This window comes from Nonomuraea typhae (assembly GCF_009760925.1).
Classification (GTDB): domain Bacteria; phylum Actinomycetota; class Actinomycetes; order Streptosporangiales; family Streptosporangiaceae; genus Nonomuraea; species Nonomuraea typhae.
Genome location: NZ_VRLV01000010.1, coordinates 304,536 through 326,128, shown reverse-complemented (window position 1 = coordinate 326,128; position 21,593 = coordinate 304,536). Strand labels below are relative to the sequence as shown.

Below are 21,593 nucleotides of genomic sequence, written 5' to 3'. Positions count from 1 at the left end.
GAGTGGTTCAGCCACCGTTCAGCCTCGCGCGGTGCGCGGGCCACTCCTCGTCGAGGATGCCGAAGTAGGCGGAGTCGCGCCAGGTGCCGTCGGGGCGCCTGCGGTGCCTGCGCAGGGTGCCCTCGTAGACGCCGCCGACGCGGCGGATGGCGGCCTGGGAACGTTCGTTGAGGTGGTCGGTCTTGAACATCACGCGGTTGTAGCCGAGCGAGAAGGCGTGGTCGATGAGGAGGATCTTGCAGTTCGTGTTGACGGCGGTGCGCCAGAAGGCCCTGCCGTACCAGGTCCAGCCGATCTCGATGCTCTCGTCGAACCCGGGCACGTCCGCGTAGGTCGTCTGGCCGATGGCGCGTCCCCGGTGGATCACGGCGAAGGCCACGTGATCGGCGACGACGCCCTTGACGATCGCGGCGAGGTCCTCCTCGGCGCGCGGGGCGGGGTGGGACAGCCAGCGCCAGAGCTCGTCGTCGGGTCCCGAGGCGGCGAACAGGTCGGGGACGTGGCCGAGGGTGAGCGGCTCCAGGCGGACGACGTCGTTCTCGAGCACGGTCGGGGCGGGCATGCGTGCGGACATGCGGCCACCTTAACGGGCCTGCTGACCTGGCTTTATGGCCACATATGGCGAAATGCGGGGAACCACTGTGGACGGTCATACCGACCGGTCGGTAAGGTCGGCCCCATGGACTTCGCCTTCGACACCGTCACCGAGGACCTGCGCGAGCGCCTGCTCCGCTTCATGGACGAGTGCGTTTACCCGGCCGAGGCCGCCTTCGAGGAACAGGCGGCCACGAGCGGCTGGAGCCCGCCGCCGCTGCTGACCGATCTCAAGGACGAGGCCAGGAAACGCGGGCTGTGGAACCTGTTCCTGCCCGGCGAGCACGGGGCGGGGCTGACCAACCTGCAGTACGCGCCCCTGGCGGAGATCATGGGCAGGTCCCCGGCCATCGCCCCGGTCGCCACCAACTGCGCCGCGCCCGACACCGGCAACATGGAGGTGCTCTCCATGTTCGGCAGCGAATGGCAGCGCAAGGAGTGGCTGCGGCCCCTGCTCGACGGCGAGATCCGCTCCGCGTTCGCGATGACCGAGCCCGACGTGGCCTCCTCCGACGCCACCAACATCGCCACCTCGATCACCCGCGACGGCGACGAGTACGTGATCAACGGCCGCAAGTGGTTCATCTCCGGCGCGATGAACCCCCACTGCAAGATCTTCATCGTCATGGGCAAGACGGACCCGGAGGCGGCCTCCCACCGCCAGCAGAGCATGATCCTGGTCCCGCGCGACACCCCCGGCCTGCATGTCAAACGCGGCATGCACCTGTTCGGCTACACCGACGCCGACCACGGCGGCCACGCCGAGGTCCTCTTCGACGACGTCCGGGTGCCCGCCGAGAACCTCATCGGCGAGGAGGGCGGCGGCTTCGCGATCGCCCAGGCCCGCCTCGGCCCCGGCCGCATCCACCACTGCATGCGCCTGATCGGCATGGCCGAGCGCGCGGTCGAGCTGATGTGCAAGCGGGCCCTGTCGCGCACCGCCTTCGGCAAGCCCGTCGCCCAGCAGGGCGTGATCCAGGACTGGATCGCCGAATCCCGGATCAAGATCGAGCAGTTGCGCCTGCTCGTGCTCAAGACCGCCTGGCTCATGGACACCGCCGGCAACCGCGGCGCCCACACCGAGATCCAGGCCATCAAGATCTCCACCCCGATCGCCGTCGAATGGATCCTCGACAAGGCCATCCAGGTCCACGGCGCGGGCGGCGTCTCCCAGGACTTCCCCCTGGCCGCCCTCTGGGCCGGCGCCCGCGCGCTGCGCCTGGCCGACGGGCCCGACGAGGTGCACAAGCGTTCCCTCGCCTACCGGGAGCTGAAGAAGTGGATGTGAGGGACAGGATCGCCCGGCTGCTCGCCACGGCCGGCACCGGCGACTTCCTGGGAGCGCGCTTCGACGCCGGGCTGGCCTGGGTGCACTTCCCCGAAGGGCTCGGCGGCCTCGGCGCCCCGCGCGAACTCCAGCAGCTCGTGGACAGGGAACTCGCCCACACCCCGCAGCCCAACATCGGCCGCCAGGCCATCGGCCTCGGCATGGCCGCCCCGACCATCCTCGCCTTCGGCACCCCCGAGCAGCAGAAGCGCTTCCTGCGCCCGCTGTACACCGGCGAGGAGATCTGGTGTCAGCTCTTCTCCGAGCCCGGCGCCGGCTCCGACCTGGCCACGCTCGCCACCCGCGCGGTCCGCGACGGCGACGAATGGATCGTGGACGGCCAGAAGGTCTGGACCTCCGGCGCCCACCACGCCCGCTGGGCCATCCTCGTCGCCCGCACCGACCCGGACGTCCCCAAACACCGCGGCCTGACCTACTTCGCCTGCGACATGCACGCCCCCGGCGTCGAGGTACGCCCCCTGCGCCAGATCACCGGCGAGGCCGAGTTCAACGAGGTCTTCCTCACCGGCGTACGCCTCGGCGACGACCTGCGCCTCGGCGAGATCGGCGACGGCTGGCGGGTCGCCCAGACCACGCTCATGAACGAGCGCGTCGCCATCGGCGGCACCCCCGGCCGCCAGGGCGGCGGCATGATCGGCATCGTCGCCGGCACCTGGCGCGACCAGCCCGCCCTGCGCACCCCGGAACTCCACCAGCGCCTGCTCAAGCTCTGGGTGGAAGCCGAGGTGACGCGCCTGTCCGCGGTACGGCTGCGCGAACAACTGGCCGCCGGCCAGCCCGGCCCCGAGGGCTCCGGCATGAAACTCTCCTTCGCCAAGCTCAACCAGGAACTCACCGGCCTCGACCTGGAACTGCGCCGCGACCTCGGCTACGACGACTGGTCCTTCCGGCGCTCCGACGAGGTCGACATGCTCGGCCGCGGCCCCGGCTACCGCTACCTGCGCGCCAAGGGCAACTCGATCGAGGGCGGCACCTCGGAGATCCTGCGCACCATCATCGCCGAGCGCGTCCTCGGCCTGCCGTCCGAACCCCGCGCCGACAAGGACGTGCCCTGGAAGGATCTGCCCCGATGAACCAACCCGCCGCGCTTCGCGCAGCGAACGAGGACGGCGCGCGGTCGCTGCTCTACACCGAGGTCGAGGAGGAGCTCAGGGCCGCCGTCCGCGCGCTGCTGGCCGACCGCTGCCCCCCGGCCGCGGTCCTCCGCCGCGCCGAGAGCGCCCAGGTCCACGACCTCGAGCTGTGGAAGACGCTCGCACGCGAGATCGGCGTCGCCGGGCTGCTCGTCCCCGAGGAGTACGGCGGCGCCGGCGCCTCCGCCCGTGAGGCGGCGGTCGTGCTGGAGGAACTGGGCAGGGGAGTGGCGCCGGTGCCGTTCTTCACCAGCTCCGTGCTGGCCACCAAGGCGCTGCTGGACCTGGGCGAGCGGGACCTGATCCGGCAACTGGCCGCCGGGGAGAAGACCGCCGCCCTCGCGGTGCCCTTCGCGGCCACGCCGTACCACGTGGCGGGTGCGCCGCTGGAGATCGGCGACGGGACCGTCACGGGCACGGTCACCGGAGTCGCCGGCGCCGACGTGGCCGACGTCCTGCTCGTCCCCTCGGCCGATGGGACGGTGTTCGCGGTCGAGGCCCGGCACGCCGCGGTCACCACGCTGCCCTCGCTCGACCTGACCAGGCCGATCGCGACCGTCGTCCTCGACGCGGCGCCCGCCAGGAACCTGGGCGTCTGCGACCTCGGCGCGGTGTTGCGCTTCGGGGCCGGGCTGCTGGCCTCCGAGCAGCTCGGGGTGGCCGAATGGTGCCTGGACACCACGCTTTCTTACGTCCGGGAGCGGCACCAGTTCGCGCGGCCGATCGGGTCGTTCCAGGCACTCAAGCACCGGCTGGCCGATCTGTGGCTGGACGTGGTCAGGGCCCGGGCCGCGGCGCGGAACGCCTGCGCGGGCGACGCGCTCGCCGTCGCGGTGGCGCAGGCGTGGAACGCGGGCGTGGCCGTCCACGTGGCGGAGGAGGCGCTGCAGTTGCACGGCGGGATCGGGATGACCTGGGAACACCCCCTTCATCTCTACCTGAAGCGCGCGAAGGCCACCGAGATCGCCCTCGGGACGCCCGGTGACCATCGGGCCGCGCTGGCCTCCCTAGCAGACCTTCCTGGGTGAGGTCCCGGGGAGGTACTGGTCCCAGGCGACGGGTGGCAGCTCGCCGTCCTGGGCGCAGATGCGGCGGACGGCCCGTTCCGGGTCCAGCGGCACCGTGCGGGGCTCGCCCGCCGCGTCCACGGCGACCAGGTCCGCGCCTTGGGCGAGGGCGGGCGCGGGCCGGTCGCCTCCGGCCGCCATACGGACCTTGCCGCCCAGGCGGGTGCCGGTGCGCACGTCCCAGAGGGTCAGCGTGCCGCCCGCGGCCGCCAGCACCTGGCCGTCGCGGGAGAACAGCAGGGACTCCAGCCGGTCCCCGGTGACCAGCGGAGGACCCAGCGGGGCCCGGAGACCGGCGTCCCAGAGGGTGATCTGGCCGAGCGAGTTGCCGGTGGCGGCCGTGCGGCCGTCCGGGCTGAAGGCGACCACGCCGGCGGCCTTGACGCCGGCGTTCGGCACCATCGGGGCGGCTTCGACCGGATCCACGGTGTAGACCCGGTCCTCGTCGTACACCGCCAGCAGGAGACCGTCCTGACGCCAGGCCAGGCCCTGGCCGTTCACCCCTGCCACCCGGCGCGCTCCGCGGTCGCCGTGGAGCTCCACCCACTCCGCCGCGGCCACCGCCAGCGTCCGGCTGTCGGGGGAGTAGGCCAGAGCCTTGACCGGGGAGGTCGTGAGCGTCGTCACCCGGCTGTGCTGGGTCAGGTCCCAGACGTCCACGCCCGGCTGGTCCGGGACGGCCACCGCGAGGCGCCGGCCGTCGGGGGCGAAGGACATCAGGGTCGCCCGGCTCGGGAGCGTGGCCAGGGGCCTGGCCTCGGCGAGGCTCCAGAGGGTGATCGAGGCGCCGTCGGCCGTGGCCAGCGTCGTGCCGTCCGGGCTGAGGGCGCGGGCCGCCGCCTCACGGCCGAGCGGGGTCGCCGGCGTGGCCGGGATCGTGTAGGTCTTGGCCAGGCCGCCCGCGTCCACGTACCGCAGCCCGCCCGGCCCGGCCACGGCACTCCGCGGCCCGCCCGGCCGCCCGGGGGCCGCGCTCGGCTTCCCGATCGCCGGGTTGGCGGCGTGCTCGGTGCCGCTTGTGCGGGCCGCGAGGTTCTGTGTCCCGTTCGGCCGCGTCGCGGCGCTCTGGGCCCTTCCGTTCGGCTCGCGGGCATCCAGCAGCCTGGCCCAGTCGGTGGTGCGCCAGACCGTGGCGCCGTCAGGGGACCCGGTGACCAGCAGTTTTCCGTCGGGGGAGAAGGCCAGGGAGGTGGCCGCCGGGCCGAGGCCGGCGAGGACGCGCCCGCCGGCCAGGTCGTGCACACGGGTGCCCGCCGGGCCCGACAACACCACCGAGGCGCCGTCGGGAGCCAGCGCGCCCGCGCCGAACGTGCCGTCGGCCAGCCAGGGCAGGTCGAGCCGGGACCCGTTCTCCCAGATCCGCGCCGGCTCCTCGCTGTTGCCGACCGGGACGGCCAGCACCCGCCGCCCGTCCGTCGCCAGCGTGCTCATCGGCACGAACATCACCTGGCTGCCGTCCGGCCGCCACAACGCCCCCAGCCCCGCCCGGTCGGTGGTGGCCAGCGTCTCCCCCTGATACCCGAGCGCCACGGCCGCCTTGACCGGCAGCGAGCGCACCAGCACCCCCGAACGCGTGTCGAAGACCCGCACGTCGCCGGTCGTGGCCACCGCCAGTGTCGTACCCGCCGGGTTCAACGCCGCCAGCCGCGCCGACCGGCCCGCGCCCCTGATCTCCATGAGCAGCGTCTTGGCCACCGGATCCCACACCCTGGCCGTCCCGCCACGCACCGCCACCAGCCACCGCCCCGCCTGATCGAAGGCGTAGACCGAGTCCGCGGCGGCATCCGGATCGGCGAACACGTCCCGCACCGGATCGGTCACCGACGCCATCAACGCCGAACGCGCCTGCGGCACCGCAGCCACCCGCCAGGCCGCCGCACTGAGCCGCCGCGCCATCACCGGATCGAACCCCCGCACGTCCTCCACGGTCGCGGCCAGCGCCTGAGCGGTGGTGCCCACCAGCTCCTCCCGCGCCTTGCTCCCCTGCCAGACGGCCACCCCGGCCCCGGCCAGCGCCGCCGCGAGCAGCACCGCCAGCAGGTTCGCCACCACCCGCCGCCGCCCCAGCCGCCGGTTCGCCAGCCGCGCGCTGGCGTCGACGAACGCCCTTTCCGTACGGCTCAGCCCCCCGGACCCGGCCCAGCCCAGCACCTCGTCCAGCCGGCGATCCCGGAGCAGGTCCCCGGCCCGCCCACCTCCTCGCTCCCAGCCGTCGGCCGCCCGGGCCAGCGCCTGCCGGAGGTCTTGGGGCGGGGCAGGGGCGCCACGGCCTGCGGGTTCCCGGGCGGTCGTGGTGTCCTGCGGTGCCGCGGTGTCCTGTGCGGTCGTGGTGCCGTGCGGGGTCGTGGTGCCCTGTGCGGTCGTGGTGTCGTGCGGTGCCGCGGTGTCCTGTGCGGTCGTGGTGCCGTGCGCCGCCGGGACGCCCGGGACGCCCGGCTCCTTCGGTGCGATCCGTTCCTTCGGGACGCCGGGTTCGTCTTGGGCGGCGCGCTCCGGGATGACCCGCGTCTTCGGGACGGCCCGCTCCTCCTGCCCGACCGGCGGCACCTGGGTGACCGGTGTCGCCCGTCCGGCCGGCGGCGCTTCCCGGACGGAGGGTTCTTCCCCTGCCTCCGCCGGGTTCCCGTCTCCAGGGACCAGCCACCCTCGCAACCGCGGCCAGGCGTGTACGAGGGCCGGATGGGCCAGCATGACCGTGCGTTCCTCACCGGGTCCCGCCTGGAGGAGCCCGGCTTCGCCGTACCGGCTGATCACGCGCTGACCGGTGCCGTCGGGGAACTCGCCGAGCGGCGCGATGCGGCGGCTGTCGGGGCCCGGCGTGACCAGGCGCAGGAAGACACCGGGCACGGCCGCCCGCTCGGCCGGGCCGAGCCCGGCGTAGACCTCCTCGGCCACCACGCCCAGCGACGGATCCGCCACCTCCACGCGCAGCGGCGCGGCGATCCGGCTCCCCTCGGCCAGGGGGTCGCCCGCCGCGCCGTCCAGCAGCTTCACCAGCACCTCGCGAGCGGAGTGCCGTTTGTCGGAGATCCGCGTGACCAGCTCCCGCAAGGAGGGCTGCAGCGCGCCGCCGGAGGCGAAGAGGAGGATCTGGCCCCAGTAGTGGACGTCGTCCGCCTGCGACGCCTTCGGGACCAGGCCGAAGTCGATCACGCGGGGCCCGGCGGGGCCGAGGAGCACGTCGTCGGGGGTGAGCGCGCCGTGGGCCGAGCCGGCCTCGTGGACGGCGGTCAGCGCGGTGGCGACGCCGACGGCCAGGCGGAAGAGGTCCTCGCCCTGGTAGGGGCCGGACTCGCCGACCTTCACCCGCAGGCTGGTCCCGGGGACGTACTCGGTCACCAAGTACGGCGTCGGCCCGTCCAGGTCGGCGGCGAGCAGGCGGGCCGTACAGAAGGAGGGAACCCGAAGCGCCGCCGCGACGCGTTGCCGGGCGGGTCTGCGGCGTAGTGCCCGGAGGGCGTAGCGCTCGCCGTGGTCGTCGTATGCCTCGTAGAGCACGCCCTGGCCGCCGCTGCCGAGGCGGCCGGCGATCCAGTAGCCGCCGAGCTGTTCGGGATCGGTCTTCACAAAGAATTAAATGATGCGAAAATTTCGGCTCTTGTCTATGGGGAGAGCCTGAGCGACGTCAGAAGCAGTTCGGCGAACTGGCGCCCCACCTCGGCCCCGGACAGCGGCCCGTCGACGCGGTACCAGGTCCCGAGGTGGTGCACCGAGCCGAAGAAGTAGTCGACGACGATCTCCGCCTGGATGTCGTCCCGGAACACGCCCTCACGCTGCCCCTCGGTCACGAGGTCCCGGAAACGCTCGTGGTAGCGTCGGCGCTCGGCCCGCACGCTCTTCTGCGTCTCCGGGGCCAGCAGGTGCATCGAGCGGAAGAAGATCTTGGAGTCGTCGAGGTTGGCCGTGGTCGTCTCCACGACGTCGGCCGCGGCGTCACGCAGCCGGTCCTTGACCGGCCGGTCCTCGTCGGCGATCTGCGTCAGCCGCTCCATCTGCATCCGCAGGACCCGCGCGTAGATCTCGTGCAGCAGGTCATCCTTTGAATCGAAGTAGTGGTACATCGCGCCCTTGGTCACCCCGGCCGCAGCGACGATCTCCTGCACCGAGGTGCCCTCGAACCCGCGCTCGGCGAACAGCCTGGTGGCCTCGCCGAGGAGCCTCCGGCGTACCGGCTCATCCTTCCCCGTCACGGACCCAGCATACCGACTGGTCGGTTGAGCGTCTTGTCCGATGTGTTGCGATGCTTCCCGGTGCTATTTCCCTCACCTTAGGGTGGCCTTTGTTGGATGTTGGGTATCACGTGAAGTGGCGAGGGATCTCCGGCGTGGCAGATCCAAGTATTTCCTACTGACTCGGGGAGTTTGCCGTGCCTGGTGGCTCGATCTATGTGCAGCAGGACGCGAAGTTCACAGGGGCGTCGCCCCAGTGGTACTACGAGAAGTACTGGAGGGAGGACACCAGAACCCGCCGTCGCAACCGCGCCATCATGGCCGCCGTCGGGTTCGCGATAGGACTTGCGCTGGCCATCCGCTTCAACCTTCCCTTCTCCGTGGCCTACGCCCTCGGCCTGGCCGCCCTGGTGGCCGCGGGCGACTGGTACTGGCACTGGTCCAAGTTCCGCGCCACCGCCGTCTGGCGCGGCCGCCGCCGCGGCGAGACCATCACCGGCAAGCTGTTGCGGAGCAGTCTCGGCAAGCACGGCTACCGCATCCTCGACGGCCGTTCCATCCGCGGCCAGGCATCCATCGACCACTTGGTCATCGGTCCCGGCGGTGTCTGGATCATCGACAACGAGTCCTGGAGCCCCGACACCGAGATCGCCAGCTACGGCGGCCGCCTGTTCTTCGGCGAGAAGTTCGGCACCAAGGTGGCCACGGGCCTCGTGGACACCGGCAACGCCTTCGCCGGCCTCCTCACCAAGGAAACCGGCATCCCGGTCACCATCACCCCGATGATCGCCGTCCACTGCGGCATGATGCCCAGGGGCGGCCTGGTGACCGCCGAAGGACTGACCCTGCTGAAGCCCCGGCTGGCGGCCCGCATGATCCGCGCCACCTCTTCGGCCGCTTTCAGCGCCGACCAGGTCGAGACCCTGGCCCGCGTCGCCGCCCGGGAACTCCAGCGCATCTGACCCTCCGGCCCGGCCTCTGCTTGACAGCGTCGTCACGCAGAAGCCGGCCGGCCCGCGCGGACCGTCTCATACGGGAATGATCAATCCGGGTGACATGGCGGGCGAAAAGGCCACACTAGGTGTATGACCGCCGCAGCCCCGGTTCCGCCCCAGCCGCTGGCGTTCGCTCATCTGAGTGCGCCCAACGCCGCGCTCTACCGGGCGATCCTGGTGGCGTTCGCCCGGGCCAAGGAGCGGTTCATCGTGCACCTGCGCCCCGAAGAGGTGGCCGCGGAGACGGGCCGGGACAACGACGAGCAGCTGAGCCAGGCGCTGCAGAAGCTCATCGAGTGGGGCAACCTCCGGGCGGACGCCGATACCGGCAGGGTCTCCTCCGTCGAGGACTTTCATCGCAAGCGGCTGCTGTTCCAGCTCACCCCGGCCGGCCAGGCCGCCGAGCAGGCCATCGCGTTCTACGAGGAGGCGATCGGCAGAAGAGGCCGGCTGCAGGCCGTGGCGCTGGGCGACATCGCCGACCAGTTGCAGGCGCTCGTGGCACTGGCCGGGCAGGAGGAGCCGGATCCGGCCGCCGCGCACCTGATCCTGATCTCGCTGGTCGAGCGGTTCGGCTCGCTGGCCGACAACGCGCAGGCGTTCATGTCCTCCCTGCGCAGGGCGATCGACTTCAGCGACGGCGACGTGGACGGGTTCATCGCCTACAAGGAACGGCTGATCGACTACATCAACCGGTTCATCGCCGAACTGGCCAACTCCGGCGCCAGAATCGCCCGGCTGCTGCTGGAGCTCGAAGAACGCGGGCACCGCGGGTTCCTGCACCTGGCCGCCACGCGGGAGGCGGCCGACGCGGTCCCCGACGGCGAGGACGTCACCGCCGAGTACGGCACGGCCCTGGCCGCGTGGGAGAACCGGTGGCGCGGGCTGCGGGACTGGTTCGTCTCCCGCGACACGGCCAACCCGTCACAGGCGCGGCTCCTGCGCCAGTCGGCCGTCACCGCGATCAAGCAGCTCATCGACACCGTCGGCCTGCTCAACGAGCGCAGGTCCGGCCGGTCCGACCGGTCGGCCGACTTCAGGACGCTGGCCCGCTGGTTCGCCGAGGCGCCGGACGAGGCGGCCATGCACCGGCTCTGGCGGGCGGCCTTCGGGCTGTCGCCGGCCCGGCATCTGACGGCCCCGCCGCAGGAGGCGGCCGAGGTGCCCGCCGCCACGCCGTGGGCGCAGGCGCCGCCGATCCGGATCTCGCCGCAGCTGCGCCGTACCGGCTTCTATGAACGGCGGGGCCGCCCCAACAAGGTCGCCGACCGGTCGGCGGCGCGTGACTTCCTGCGGGAGCAGGTGGAGCGGGAGGCCGCCGAGACCGCCGCGGCGCGGGAGCGGCTGCGCACGCGCGGGCCGGTGCTGCTGTCCCAGCTGGGGGCGCTGGATCCGCCGGCGTTCCGGTTGTTCCTCGGGTTGCTCGGGGACGCCCTGGCGGCGCGGCACCCGGGCGACACCGAGGTGAAGACGACGACCGGCGACGGCTCGATGGAGGTGCGGTTGACGCTGGTCCCCGACGGCGGCACGGTGGAGATCGTGACGCGGGACGGGGTGCTGACCGGGCCGGAGCACGTCATCGAGATCACGGTGGTCGCGTGACGCCGGAGGAGGAGCTGGCTCAGTGTCAGCAGGCGCTGCGCGCGTTGCTGATGCGCCCGCTGCTGCGCGACCCGGAGAAACTGGTGCTGGTGCGGCGGCACGCGGCGGAGTTGCGCGACTGGCTGACCAGGGAGACCGGCTGGCGGCTGGTGGTGGATTCCGACACGGCCCGGTTGTTCAAGACGGTCGCCGACACCCGGGACGCCACCAGGCCGGCGCTCGGCCGGGCGGGCGAGCCCTTCGGCAGGCGGCGGTACGTCGTGCTCTGCCTGGCCCTGTCGGTGCTGGAGCGGGCGGACGCGCAGACCACGCTGGGCCGGCTGGCCGAGGAGGTGCTGGAGGCGGGCACAGGCTACGCCTTCACGCTCGACACCAGGTCCGAGCGCGGCGACCTGGTGGCCGTGGTGCGGGCGCTGCTGGCCTGGGGCGTGCTCGACCGGGTGGCCGGCGACGAGGAGGCGTACCTGACGGCCGGCGGCGACGTCCTCTACGACGTGCGCCGCAAGGTGCTGGCCGGGCTGCTGGCCGGGGTCCGCGGGCCGTCCACGATCACGGCCGAGACGTTCGAAGAGCGGCTGGCCGAGCTGACGGCCGAGCCGTACGCGGAGACCGACGACCTGCGCAACCAGGCGCTGCGGCGCAGGCTGACGCGGTGGCTGCTGGACGACCCCGTCGTGTACTTCGCCGACCTCGACGAGGACGAGCTGGCCTATCTGACCTCGCAGCGCCACGCGATCATCCGCCGGATCGAGCAGGCCACCGGCCTGGTCGCCGAGGTGCGCGCGGAGGGCATCGCGATGACCGACCCGGACGACGAGCTGACCGACGTGCGGCTGCCCGAGCAGCGCACCGACGGCCACGTCACGCTGCTGGTGGCCGAGCGCCTGGCCGAGCTGGGCGCCGCCTCCTTCGACGAGCTCAAACAGTTCGTCCGGCAGGCCGCCGCCGAGCACGCCTCCTTCTGGCGCAAGGGTGTCACCGATCCCGGCGCCGAGGACGGGCTGCTGGCGGTGGCGCTCGGCAAGCTCACGGCCCTGCGGCTGGCGATCGTGCAGGGCGAGCGGGTCACCGGGCTGCCGGCGATCTCCAGGTACGCCCTCGACGCCCCCACGATCAAAGGACCGCGCTGATGTTGCCCATCCCCGGCTCGGAGCGCTGGAAGCCGCTGCGCGCGGGCCTGGTCGACATGTTCTACTACGACGTGGAGGAGTTCCACTTCCACGACGGCAGGCTGCTGCTGCGCGGCAACAACGGCACCGGCAAGTCGAAGGTGCTCGCGCTGACCCTGCCGTTCCTGCTGGACGGCGAGCTGACCTCCCACCGGGTCGAGCCCGACGGCGACCGGCAGAAGCGCATGGAGTGGAACCTCCTGCTCGGCGGCCGCCATCCCCATCCGGAGCGGCTCGGCTACACCTGGCTGGAGTTCGGGCGGCGGGCGGCCGACGGCAGCCACGAGTTCCGCACGATCGGCTGCGGGCTGAAGGCGGTCAAGGACCGCGGCGTCGTGCGGCACTGGTTCTTCGTCACCCCGCGACGCGTCGGCGCCGGGCTGAACCTCGTCTCGCCGACCGGGGTCGCGCTGACCAGGGAGAAGTTGCGCGACGAGCTGGACGGCCACGGCCTGGTCTACGACCGGGCCGCCGACTACCGGCGCGCGGTGGACGAGGCGTTGTTCGGCCTGGGCGAGCTCCGCTACGAGGCGCTGGTCAACCTGCTGATCCAGCTCCGCCAGCCGCAGCTGTCGAAGAAGCCGGACGAGCGCCTGCTGTCCAGGGCGCTCACCGAGGCGCTGCCGCCGCTGAGCCCGGCGCTGCTGGCGACGGTCGCGGAGGCGTTCCGCGGCCTGGACGAGGAACGCGACACCTTACGCGGCCTGGACGAGGCCCGCCGCGCCGCCGCCGACTTCCTGCTGCACTACCGCAGGTACGCGGCGATCGCGGCCAAGCGGAAGGCGGCCGGTCCCCGGCAGACCCAGCGCCGCTACGAGCAGCTCGGCCGCGACCTGGCCGACGCCGAGACCCGGCAGCAGCAGGCCGAGGCCGAGCTGGAGACGGTCGAGGACCGCTTCAGCGAGCTGGCCACGGCCAAGAACCTGCTCGACGCCCGCCGTACGGCACTGCAGCAGAGCCCGGAGGCGCGCGACGCGCAGCGGCTGGAGCAGAGCCGCGAGGAGGCGAACCGGCTGGCCGAGCACGCCGCCAGGACCGCCCGCGACCTGGCCCGGGTGCGCGGCGAGAGCGTACGGCTGGCCGCCAGGGCCGGCGCGGCGCGCGAGAAGGCCGAAAGGGCGGCGGACGAGCACGCGGAGATCCACGAGGAGGCGGCGACGCAGGCGGACCGGGCCGGCTGCGCGCTCGCGGACTCGCCCGGCGCGGCCGAGGAGGTCGCGGCCCGGCGGGAACACGCCGTCGGCGAGCTGGAGCGGCTGCTCGCCACCGTGGCTGGCGCCGAGTCCGCGCTGGCGGCGGCCCGCGCCGACACGGACCGGCTGAGCGGCGAGCTGGCCGAGGCCGCGGAGGCGATCGACCAGGCGGGCCGGGTGGCCGCCGAGCAGGGGGCAGACCTGGTCAGGGCGTTCACCGGGTACCTGGCGGGGCTGATCGAGCTGCCGGTGCCCGACCCGGACGGCGTGCTGGCCGGGCTGGAGGGCTGGGCGGCCAACGCGGAGGGCGCCAACCCCGCGGTCGCGGCGCTCGACGACGCGCTGCAGGCGGCCGCGGCGGCGCTGGCCAGGCGCGAGGCGGAGCTGGACGCCGAGCTGGGCGCCGCCCGCCGCGACGGGGACGAGGTGGCCGTCGAGATCGCCCGGCTGGAGGCGGGCGGCCACGACGCGCCGCCCGCGCCCCACGCCCGCGCCCCGCGCCCGCCGATGCGGCCGGGCGCGCCGCTGTGGAAGGTCGTCGACTTCGCCGAGGGCGTGCCCGACGACCACCGGGCCGGGCTGGAGGCCGCGCTGGAGGCCGCGGGCATCCTCGACGCCTGGGTCACCCCGCGCGGCGACCTCATCGCCGGTGACACCGTCGTCCTGCGCGGCACCGTGGCCGGGCTGTCGGCGGCGACCGTGCTGCGCCCGGCCATCGACCGGGCCGACCCGCAGGCCGGCGCGCTCACCGACGAGGCGGTCTCCGCCGTCCTCACCGGGATCGGGCTCGGACCGGGCGCGCACACGTGGATCGCCACCGACGGCCGCTGGGCCAACGGCGTGCTGGCCGGTTCCTGGCGCAAACCCAGGGCCGGCCACATCGGCGAAGGCGCCCGCGAGGCCGCGCGCCGTGCCCGCCTGGCCGCCCTCGCCGAGGAACTGGCACGCCTCGGGCAGCGCGTCGAGACGCTCGACGAGGAGAAAACCGCCCTCACCGTACGGCAGAGCCGCCTGGCGGCCGAGCACCGGGCCTGCCCGGCGGATGCCCCGGTGCGGGAGGCGCACGTGAAGCTGGCCGCCGCCCACGAAGCGCATGGGGCGCTGGCCGGGCGGCACCGGCGGGCCGAGCAGACGGCGGCCGCCCGGCGGGACGAGCTGGACGCCGCCAGGACGCCGGCCGCCGAGTTCGCCGCCGACGTCGGGCTGCCCGGCGATCGCGCGGAGCTGGCCGAGGTCGCCGCCGGGCTGGCCGCCTACCGGCTGGCGCTGGCCAGGCTGTGGCCCGCCGTACGGGCGATGACCACGGCCGGCGAGGCGGCGGCGGAGGCCGAGCAGGAGGCGGCGCTCGCGGCCGGGCGGATGGCCGAGGCGGCGCAGCTCGCGGCCGAGGCGCAGGAGCAGGCGGACACCGCCGCCGAGATGTACCGCTCGCTGGCCGAGACCGCGGGTGCCGCGGTCGAGGAGCTGAACCGGCGCCTGGAGGAGGTCACGCAGGAGCTGCGCCGGCGGCAGCGGGACGAGGAGGACGTACGCCGCAGGGAGAAGGAACTGCGCACGGAGTGGGGCAGGGCCGAGGGCGTGCGCGGGCGGCTGGCCGGAGAGATCGCCGAGGCGACGGCGGCCCGCGACGAGGCGGTCAGGGAGTTCCGGGCGTTCGCGGCGACCGGGCTGCTCACGGTCGCGCTGCCCGGCCTGGAACTGCCGGACCCGGCCACGTCCTGGTCACCCACGCCCACGGTCGTCCTCGCCCGCTCGGTCAACGCCGAGCTGGAGGGGATCGACGGCAATGACGGCCCCTGGGAGCGCGTGCAGCGCAAGGTCGCCGACGAGCACAAGCTCCTGTCGGACGCGATGGCCAGGCACGGCCACTCGGCCGGGCTGACCGTGACAGAAGGCGTCATGATCGTGGACGTGACGTTCCAGGGCCGGTCGCGGGACGTCCCCGGCCTGGTCGAGGCGCTGGCGCGGGAAACCGCCCAGCGGGCCAGGCTGCTGTCGGCCAAGGAACGCGAGCTGCTGGAGAACCACCTGCTCAACGAGGTCGCCGGGACCCTGCACGAGCTGATCGCGGCGGCCGAGGAGGAGGTGGGCCGCATGAACGAGGAACTGCGGTCGCGCCCGACCTCCACCGGCATGATGCTGCGCCTGGTGTGGAAGACCGCGAAGAACGCGCCCGAGGGACTCGACCGGATCCGCGGGAAGCTGCGGCAGACCGTCGACGCCTGGTCCCCCGACGACCGGATCGCGGTCGGCTCCTTCCTCCAGGAACGCATCGCCCGCGAGCACGCCGACAACCCGGCGGCAGGCTGGATCGAGGCGCTGACCAGGGCGCTGGACTACCGGACCTGGCACGAGTTCAACATCCAGCGACTCCAGGAAGGCCAGTGGCGGCCCGCGACCGGCCCCGCCTCGGGCGGCGAGCGCGTGCTGGCGGCGTCGGTGCCGCTGTTCGCCGCCGCCTCCGCGCACTACAAGTCGGCCGGAAACCCGTACGCCCCGCGGCTGGTGGCGCTCGACGAGGCGTTCGCCGGCGTGGATGACGACTCGCGGGCCAAATGCCTCGGCCTCCTGGCCACCTTCGACATGGACGTGGTGATGACCAGCGAACGCGAGTGGGGTTGTTATCCGCAGGTGCCCGGTCTGGCCATCGCTCAGCTCTCCCGGCGCGACGGCGTGGACGCGGTCCTGGTCACCTCGTGGTGGTGGGACGGCAGGGAACGCCGCCGCGCGCCGGAGGACGTCCGATGAGCGACCACTCGGCCGGACAGCCGGTCGGCCATCCGGTCGGCAACCCGGCCGGCCACCTGGCCAGGCTTCTCGGCGGCGACGACCTGGCGTGGCTGGTGGAGCGCGCCCGCCACCGGCTCGAACACGGCCGCCCCTTGACCGGGACCGTGTCACTGACCGCCGCCACGACCGGCCAGCGCCGGGCGGTGGAGACGCTGCTCGGCCGCCGCGCGGGCACGGGCCGGTCGCTGACCGTCTCGCTGGACGAGGTCGATCGCGTGGTGCGCGCCAGCGGCGCCTGCGCGGGCCTGGCCGACGCGGTTGTACGGCTGCGCGGCCCGGTCCGCGACCTGCCCGCCCTGGCCGCCGAACGAGACGGCGCCTGGCGGTCCGCGTTCGCCGCCCTCGACGCCCACGTGGCCGGACGGCCCGAGCTGGCCGCGTGGCGGGCCTGGCTGGACGCCTCCGGGCTGGTGCGCCGGCTGGCGCCCGAGGCGGCCGAGGCCGGTCCGCTGCTGGAGCGGCTGACCGCGGTGCTGTCGAGGGTGCCGTCCGCCGGGGTGCCCATCGGGCGGCTGGCCGCCGAGGCGTCCGGGGACGCGCACGCGCTCGACGACGGGCGGCCCCTGGGCACGCTGGCGCTGTCCGCGGCACGGGCGCTGGGCGGCCTGCCGTACGCGGCCGAGGGCGGCGCGGACGGCAGGCGGGCGGCGTGGGGCGCGGTGGGCGTGCACCTGGACGAGCTGTCGTCGCTGGTCCTGAGCCTCGGGCTGCCCGGTGACCCCGTGCCGGGTGAGCCGCACGTGCGCACGTTGCGGCAGTTACGGCGCTCGGGGCCGATCTCCGCCGGGATGGTGCGAGTCTGCGAGAACCCGGTCGTGGTGGCCGCGGCGGCCGACGAGCTGGGCGCCGCCTGCCCGCCGCTGGTCTGCGTGAACGGCCGGCCGTCCCTGGCGGTGTGGCGGCTGCTCGACCTGCTGGCCGCCGGAGGCGCCCGCTTCGCCTACCACGGCGACTTCGACTGGGGCGGCGTGGCGATCGCCGCCGCCCTCCACGACCGGGTGGGGTTCACGCCGTGGCGCTATGACGCCTCCTCCTACGAGAAGGTCACCTGCGACGCCCCGCTCGGCGGCCGGCCCGCGCCGACGCCGTGGGATCCGGCGCTCTCGGCGGCCATGCGGTCGCGGGCGGTGCGGGTGGAGGAGGAACTGGTCCTGGCCGACCTGCTGGGCGACCTCAGAACAGGGTGAGGGGCGGCTCGTCCGCCACAGGTTCCGGCAGGGGTTCGAGCTCGGGCACGAGGGTCCTGACCTCCTCGTGGAAACGCCGGGACAACCCGAGCGCCTCGGCGTTGTCCGGCGTGTGGATGAACACGGTCGGCGAACGCCCCTCGCGCAGCCACCGCGCGGCCACCTCGGCCCAGTGCCGCCAGCCCGCGACCGTCCGGCCGACGTCGTCACGCCCGAGATAGCGCACGATCGGCCGCTCGGTCAGCGCCTCGGAGCGACGGGGCACGCGTGGCTTCTTGGTCCAGGCGTCCCGCTCGGCGTCGCTGACCGGCGGGCTCTCGAAGAGGGTGACGGTGTCGAAGGGCACCCACTCGGCGCCGAACTCGCCCAGGAGCCGCTCCAGGTTCCGGATCGAGGGGCCGTGGTCGAAGAAGGCGCGGTGCCGTACCTCGACCGCGTAGCGGTAGGACGCCGGCATCCTCCGCAGGAACGCGGCCAGCACCCCCAGATCGCCCGGCGAGAACGAACCCGGCAACTGCACCCACAACGCATGCGCCCGGGGACCCAGAGGCTCGATCGCGTCCAGGAACGCCCGCACCGGCTCGGCCACGTCCCCCAGCCGGCGGTCGTGGGTGACGGTCTTGGGCAGCTTGAGCACCAGCCGGAACTCGGGCGGCGTCTGCGCGGCCCAGGTCTCGACCGTGCTCCTGGACGGCGTGGCGTAGAAGGTGGTGTTGCCCTCCACGGCGTTGCACCAGGTGGCGTAGGCGCCGAGCCGCTCCTCCTGGGGGAGGTTCCACCGGGCATGTGACCACATCGCGCAGCCCACGTGCAGTTTCACAAGACCACCGTAGCGTGGCCTGGATTGCCTCTGGGGGATGCTGTTACGTTATGCACCCTTCGCCGGGATCTTCGGTTGTGGGAAGATCCGGCTGTTGTCGACCATGCCGGAGATCCGCCGTGACGACGCCCTCACCGACTCCCCAGCCGCCTCCAGAACCACCACCGGCGGTCGCGCCGCCGCCCGACTGGGAATACTCGGGGATCGATCCCAAGCTGATGGGCGACTTCGAACGCGACCTGGGCCGGGCCGAGGCCACACTCGGCAGGAACGAACCGCTGATCCGCCGCACGTTGCAGAACCTCGACCTGGACGCCTCCCGGCTGGCCGCGATGCGGGAACTCGCCAACTGGATCGGCGTCAAACGCCCGGAACTGCGCCGCCGCAACGACGCGATCCAGGCCGTGAGCACGGAATGGGGCCCACCGCCACCCGCCGGAATGCGCCCCCTCGACGAGGCCCTGTACGGCGGGGCCTCCGGGAACCCCGACGTGTACGCGGCCGCGGTCAAGCTGGACGAACTCGGCCGGTCCGGCAGGCTGGACGAGAAGACCGTCGCCCAACTGGAGAAACGGGCGGGGGACGCCACGTTCGCGACGTCGCTCATGTACGCGCTCGGGACCGAGCGGTTCGGCCTGGTCATGGCGGCGCTGGTGTACAAGAAGGACGCCACGAAGCAGCGGGCGCAGGCGGCGCTGGGCAAGGCGCTCGGGGCGGCCAGCTCACGGCTGGGTTCTTCATGGCGGAAGGACCTGCTCACGGGGCTCAGCGTGCCGGTGGGCCAGCATGCGCTGGCCGAACTGCTTCCGCACGGGAGGTTCAGCCGGGACTTCCTGGTGGCGGTGGCCACGACTCTCGAAGCCCTGGACCGCAAGACGTCGAAGGCGCCCTACGCGGGAGGCGTTCCCCACGATCCGATGATCGGCGTGATGAAGGCGCTGGCCAACCATCCTCGGGCGGCCCAGGAATTCTTCCTCGGGGATCCCAGTGTGATGAAGCGGTATGTGACCGAATGGCCCATGTATGACGGCGGGGCGGCTTTCGGCAAGGCGCTGGAGGCGGCGACGATGACGTACCGGGACCGCGATGGCACGCCTGCGGAGCCGTCGCCGGGGTTCAACTCGGCTCGGATAGCCTCGGACTTCATCCATTGGGAGGCTCAGCGCATCCTGGCGGGTACGGAAGGGCCTTCTTTCGCGACCACGGGGACAACGGCTCGCATCCTGGCCGCATACATCAACGACGTGAGTCGTGCCGCCGACGCGACGAGTCACGATGACTCTTCCGTATTTGTGGTTGACCGCGAGAACGTGCCGAAGGAAGCTCAGGTTTGGGGCGCGCAGTTCCAGAAGGAGGATCTGCGGGCCATCATGAAAGACGTGTTCAAGCGCGATCCGAAAGCCTTGGTGGTGGTCGCGGCGGCGCAGACAGCATGGGCGAAAACGTTGTTGGACCATGGCGCCGCGCAGATGTCCGACACAAAGGACGCCAGAGTCCTCAAGGCCAACGCGAGAGAGGCCGGTGCAGGCTTCGGGTTGATCACGGACTCCAGCGGCCTCGCCGCGATCCAGAAAGGCGAGGAGCTGGATGACGCGCAAGAGCGGAATATGAAAGTATTCATGGCGCTGATGAATTCCGGGCTGGCGATTCCGCAGGCCACCCCTTGGGAGATAGCAGCCGGGGTCGTGGGAAGCTGGAGCAGCACAATCGAAGACTTGGCCAAGACCGACGTGAATACGAACAGAGCGACGTATGATGCAAACGTGGCCAAGGGGAAGGCGAAGTTCTTACTTGATCAAATGGCCGCCGATGCCATGCTGAAGCATGAGTTGTTCGGCAAGGCCGACCCTCCTGCCGATACACATCCCTGGGCCTCCCTGTCGGGAGCCGATAAGGGAGACGATCCTCGTGAATCGCGTTTCAACTTCCTGAAGGACGACGGGAAGTCGCTGATGACCTTGCAAGAGATGGCGCCGTATGACCACGGTAACCACCCGCGCCTCCAGGCGTACGAAACGTGGCTCAACGACCTCCACGCCGGAGAACAATGGGAGAAGGTTGGCGGGGAGTTGGAAGCGGGCTTCAACAGGGGATTCTCGGAGTACAAATGACGAGGCGGGCGGGCGGCCTCGCTGCTGCGCTGAGCATCTCGGTGCTCCTGGCGGCGTGCCAGCAGGAAAGTCCTCCGGTGAACACGGCGCCGTTGCCGTCCGTGGTCGCTGGGCCGTACCTCTGTGACCTCATCCCGGCCGATGCGGTTCGACTGATGACAGGTGTGCAAGACCCGCTGGTCAGAGGGGACTTCGACCCCACGACCACCGAAGAGTGGGGAAGCGGCGGTTGCTTCATCTACTCGCCGATCGGCAACAAGCCGAAGGTTCTGGATGTGACACTCTCGCCCGCCGGATCGAAAGAAGAGGTCGAGGACCAAATCCGCACCGGGGCCACGCGGCTGCCGGACATCGTTCCCGGTGGGGTCGGTTTCTACTTCCAGGGTCGCAGCCCGGGAACCGCGCGGGCCGCAGCCATGCTGGTGCGTGGCTATGACCGTCTGATCATCGAGCTGGAGCGAGGCGTCAAAGGCCGGGACAACGCCGCCGACGTCGTGGCCCTCATGAGGCTGATCGCGCCGAAGCTGATCACCGCCGCGACCCCCGCCCCGAAGAAGAAGGGCTGAGCCCATGGCCCCAATGGTGCGCAATCCGCTGCATGAGGCGCTCCAGCAGGCCATGCTCACGATCGGCCCCATGATCGACCAGATCGACGCCGACGTCGACCGCCCTTCGCGGTTGTTCCACACCGGCAAGGTCTGGACCGGTAAGACGGCTCAGCAGTTCGAGGCCCAGCTCACCCAGTACGCCAGCCGGGCCCGCACGTCCGGGCAGGCGATCATGGATGAGCTGCGTCAGGCGCTGAGCCGTACCCCGAGCGAGGTGACCGAGGAGGAGGCCGCCTCGATCAGGAGGAAGTACGGCCTGCCCTGATGTGCGCTTCGAGGGCGCCGATGAGCAGGGCCGCGGCCTGATCGAAGGTGTCGGGTCGGACGCCGCCGGTCGACTCGGAGACGATGAAGCCGCTGACGAAGGCGCTGAGGATCTCCGCGATCGTGCGCAGGTCGTGCTCCGGTATTCCGGCCAGGAGCAGGATGCGGTCGAGCGCCTCCCACAGCCCGCCCTGTTGGGCGCTCATCACCTCGGGGTGGTTGAACACGTACTGCCAGAGCGCCGGGTGCGCGTGGGCGAGCTCGCGGTAGACGTGTCCCAGTGCCAGGAGTTGCTCCTGCCAGGGGGAGCCGTCGTCGGGCGGTGGCGCCATCTGCTCGCCGACCCTGAGGCAGAGCTCGTGCAGCAGGGCCGTCTTGTTCTCGATGTGGTGGTAGAGCGACATCGGGTTGACGGCCAGCTCGGCGGCGAGCTTGCGCATGGACAGCGCCTCCACGCCGCCGGCGTCGATGAGCCGCCACGCGGCGGCGTAGATCTCTTCCCGGGTGAGGGGGACGCCCCTTCGCGGACCAACTGCCATACAC

The 21,593-nt window shown here is 72.4% G+C and carries 16 protein-coding genes; 11 read left to right on the top strand and 5 right to left on the bottom strand.

All coding sequences use genetic code 11. The features are described 5' to 3' along the window. Positions 1-7 precede the first annotated feature (7 nt). On the bottom strand, positions 8-574 hold the full coding sequence (locus FVE25_RS34550; RefSeq protein WP_157251343.1) for a GNAT family N-acetyltransferase: 567 nt from the start codon (positions 572-574) through the stop codon (positions 8-10). A gap of 105 nt (positions 575-679) precedes the next feature. Here FVE25_RS34550 and FVE25_RS34545 point away from each other — a divergent pair, with 105 nt between their 5' ends. From FVE25_RS34545 to FVE25_RS34535, 3 genes are read left to right on the top strand one after another with little or no spacing between them, the layout of a single operon-like run. Then, positions 680-1,882 (top strand): acyl-CoA dehydrogenase family protein, encoded by a 1,203-nt coding sequence (locus tag FVE25_RS34545; protein ID WP_157251342.1) that lies wholly within the window; start codon positions 680-682, stop codon positions 1,880-1,882. Further along, entirely contained in the window at positions 1,879-3,015 is a 1,137-nt protein-coding gene (locus tag FVE25_RS34540) for an acyl-CoA dehydrogenase family protein (RefSeq protein ID WP_246267839.1), read from the top strand. The genes FVE25_RS34545 and FVE25_RS34540 overlap by 4 nt, the downstream gene beginning before the upstream one ends. Further along, complete coding sequence (locus tag FVE25_RS34535) at positions 3,012-4,103, top strand: acyl-CoA dehydrogenase family protein (RefSeq protein ID WP_157251340.1); 1,092 nt, start codon at positions 3,012-3,014, stop codon at positions 4,101-4,103. The genes FVE25_RS34540 and FVE25_RS34535 overlap by 4 nt, the downstream gene beginning before the upstream one ends. On the opposite strand, the gene FVE25_RS34530 is transcribed toward FVE25_RS34535, so the two are convergent. Together FVE25_RS34530 and FVE25_RS34525 are read right to left on the bottom strand one after the other, a co-directional pair. Beyond that, positions 4,083-7,709, bottom strand: coding sequence for an nSTAND1 domain-containing NTPase (locus FVE25_RS34530; protein WP_157251339.1), 3,627 nt, complete (start codon positions 7,707-7,709; stop codon positions 4,083-4,085). The genes FVE25_RS34535 and FVE25_RS34530 overlap by 21 nt on opposite strands. Positions 7,710-7,744: 35 nt before the next feature. Then, the gene (locus FVE25_RS34525) at positions 7,745-8,332 is read right to left on the bottom strand and encodes a TetR/AcrR family transcriptional regulator (protein ID WP_157251338.1); all 588 of its coding nucleotides are present in this window, start codon (positions 8,330-8,332) and stop codon (positions 7,745-7,747) included. A gap of 176 nt (positions 8,333-8,508) precedes the next feature. Here FVE25_RS34525 and FVE25_RS34520 point away from each other — a divergent pair, with 176 nt between their 5' ends. The 5 genes from FVE25_RS34520 (at position 8,509) to FVE25_RS34500 (ending at position 17,247) form a co-directional block, all read left to right on the top strand. Next, on the top strand, positions 8,509-9,273 hold the full coding sequence (locus tag FVE25_RS34520) for a nuclease-related domain-containing protein (RefSeq protein ID WP_157251337.1): 765 nt from the start codon (positions 8,509-8,511) through the stop codon (positions 9,271-9,273). A 123-nt stretch (positions 9,274-9,396) separates the two neighbouring features. Next, positions 9,397-10,908: a TIGR02677 family protein gene (locus FVE25_RS34515; protein ID WP_157251336.1), complete on the top strand. Its 1,512-nt coding sequence runs from the start codon at positions 9,397-9,399 to the stop codon at positions 10,906-10,908. After that, positions 10,905-12,038: a TIGR02678 family protein gene (locus FVE25_RS34510; protein ID WP_157251335.1), complete on the top strand. Its 1,134-nt coding sequence runs from the start codon at positions 10,905-10,907 to the stop codon at positions 12,036-12,038. Before FVE25_RS34515 ends, FVE25_RS34510 begins: the two co-directional genes overlap by 4 nt. Further along, positions 12,038-16,018 carry a TIGR02680 family protein gene (locus FVE25_RS34505; RefSeq protein WP_157251334.1) on the top strand — a complete coding sequence of 1,327 codons (3,981 nt, stop codon included), beginning with the start codon at positions 12,038-12,040 and terminating at the stop codon, positions 16,016-16,018. Before FVE25_RS34510 ends, FVE25_RS34505 begins: the two co-directional genes overlap by 1 nt. Next, positions 16,015-17,247: a TIGR02679 family protein gene (locus FVE25_RS34500; RefSeq protein WP_157251333.1), complete on the top strand. Its 1,233-nt coding sequence runs from the start codon at positions 16,015-16,017 to the stop codon at positions 17,245-17,247. The genes FVE25_RS34505 and FVE25_RS34500 overlap by 4 nt, the downstream gene beginning before the upstream one ends. Here FVE25_RS34500 and FVE25_RS34495 read toward each other — a convergent pair. Beyond that, positions 17,234-18,067, bottom strand: a complete 834-nt coding sequence (locus FVE25_RS34495; RefSeq protein WP_246267837.1) for a DUF72 domain-containing protein — start codon at positions 18,065-18,067, stop codon at positions 17,234-17,236. The two genes, FVE25_RS34500 and FVE25_RS34495, sit on opposite strands and share 14 nt — an antisense overlap. 119 nt (positions 18,068-18,186) lie before the next feature. Here FVE25_RS34495 and FVE25_RS34490 point away from each other — a divergent pair, with 119 nt between their 5' ends. Genes FVE25_RS34490 through FVE25_RS34480 form a run of 3 tightly spaced genes read left to right on the top strand, consistent with a single transcriptional unit; the run spans position 18,187 to position 21,051 of the window. Then, positions 18,187-20,178, top strand: coding sequence for a DUF6571 family protein (locus FVE25_RS34490; RefSeq protein WP_157251332.1), 1,992 nt, complete (start codon positions 18,187-18,189; stop codon positions 20,176-20,178). Continuing rightward, positions 20,175-20,744 (top strand): DOMON domain-containing protein, encoded by a 570-nt coding sequence (locus FVE25_RS34485; protein WP_157251331.1) that lies wholly within the window; start codon positions 20,175-20,177, stop codon positions 20,742-20,744. Before FVE25_RS34490 ends, FVE25_RS34485 begins: the two co-directional genes overlap by 4 nt. A 4-nt stretch (positions 20,745-20,748) precedes the next feature. After that, positions 20,749-21,051 carry a hypothetical protein gene (locus FVE25_RS34480; RefSeq protein WP_157251330.1) on the top strand — a complete coding sequence of 101 codons (303 nt, stop codon included), beginning with the start codon at positions 20,749-20,751 and terminating at the stop codon, positions 21,049-21,051. On the opposite strand, the gene FVE25_RS34475 is transcribed toward FVE25_RS34480, so the two are convergent. Then, entirely contained in the window at positions 21,026-21,589 is a 564-nt protein-coding gene (locus FVE25_RS34475; protein ID WP_181019797.1) for a TetR/AcrR family transcriptional regulator, read from the bottom strand. The genes FVE25_RS34480 and FVE25_RS34475 overlap by 26 nt on opposite strands. Positions 21,590-21,593: the final 4 nt, after the last annotated feature.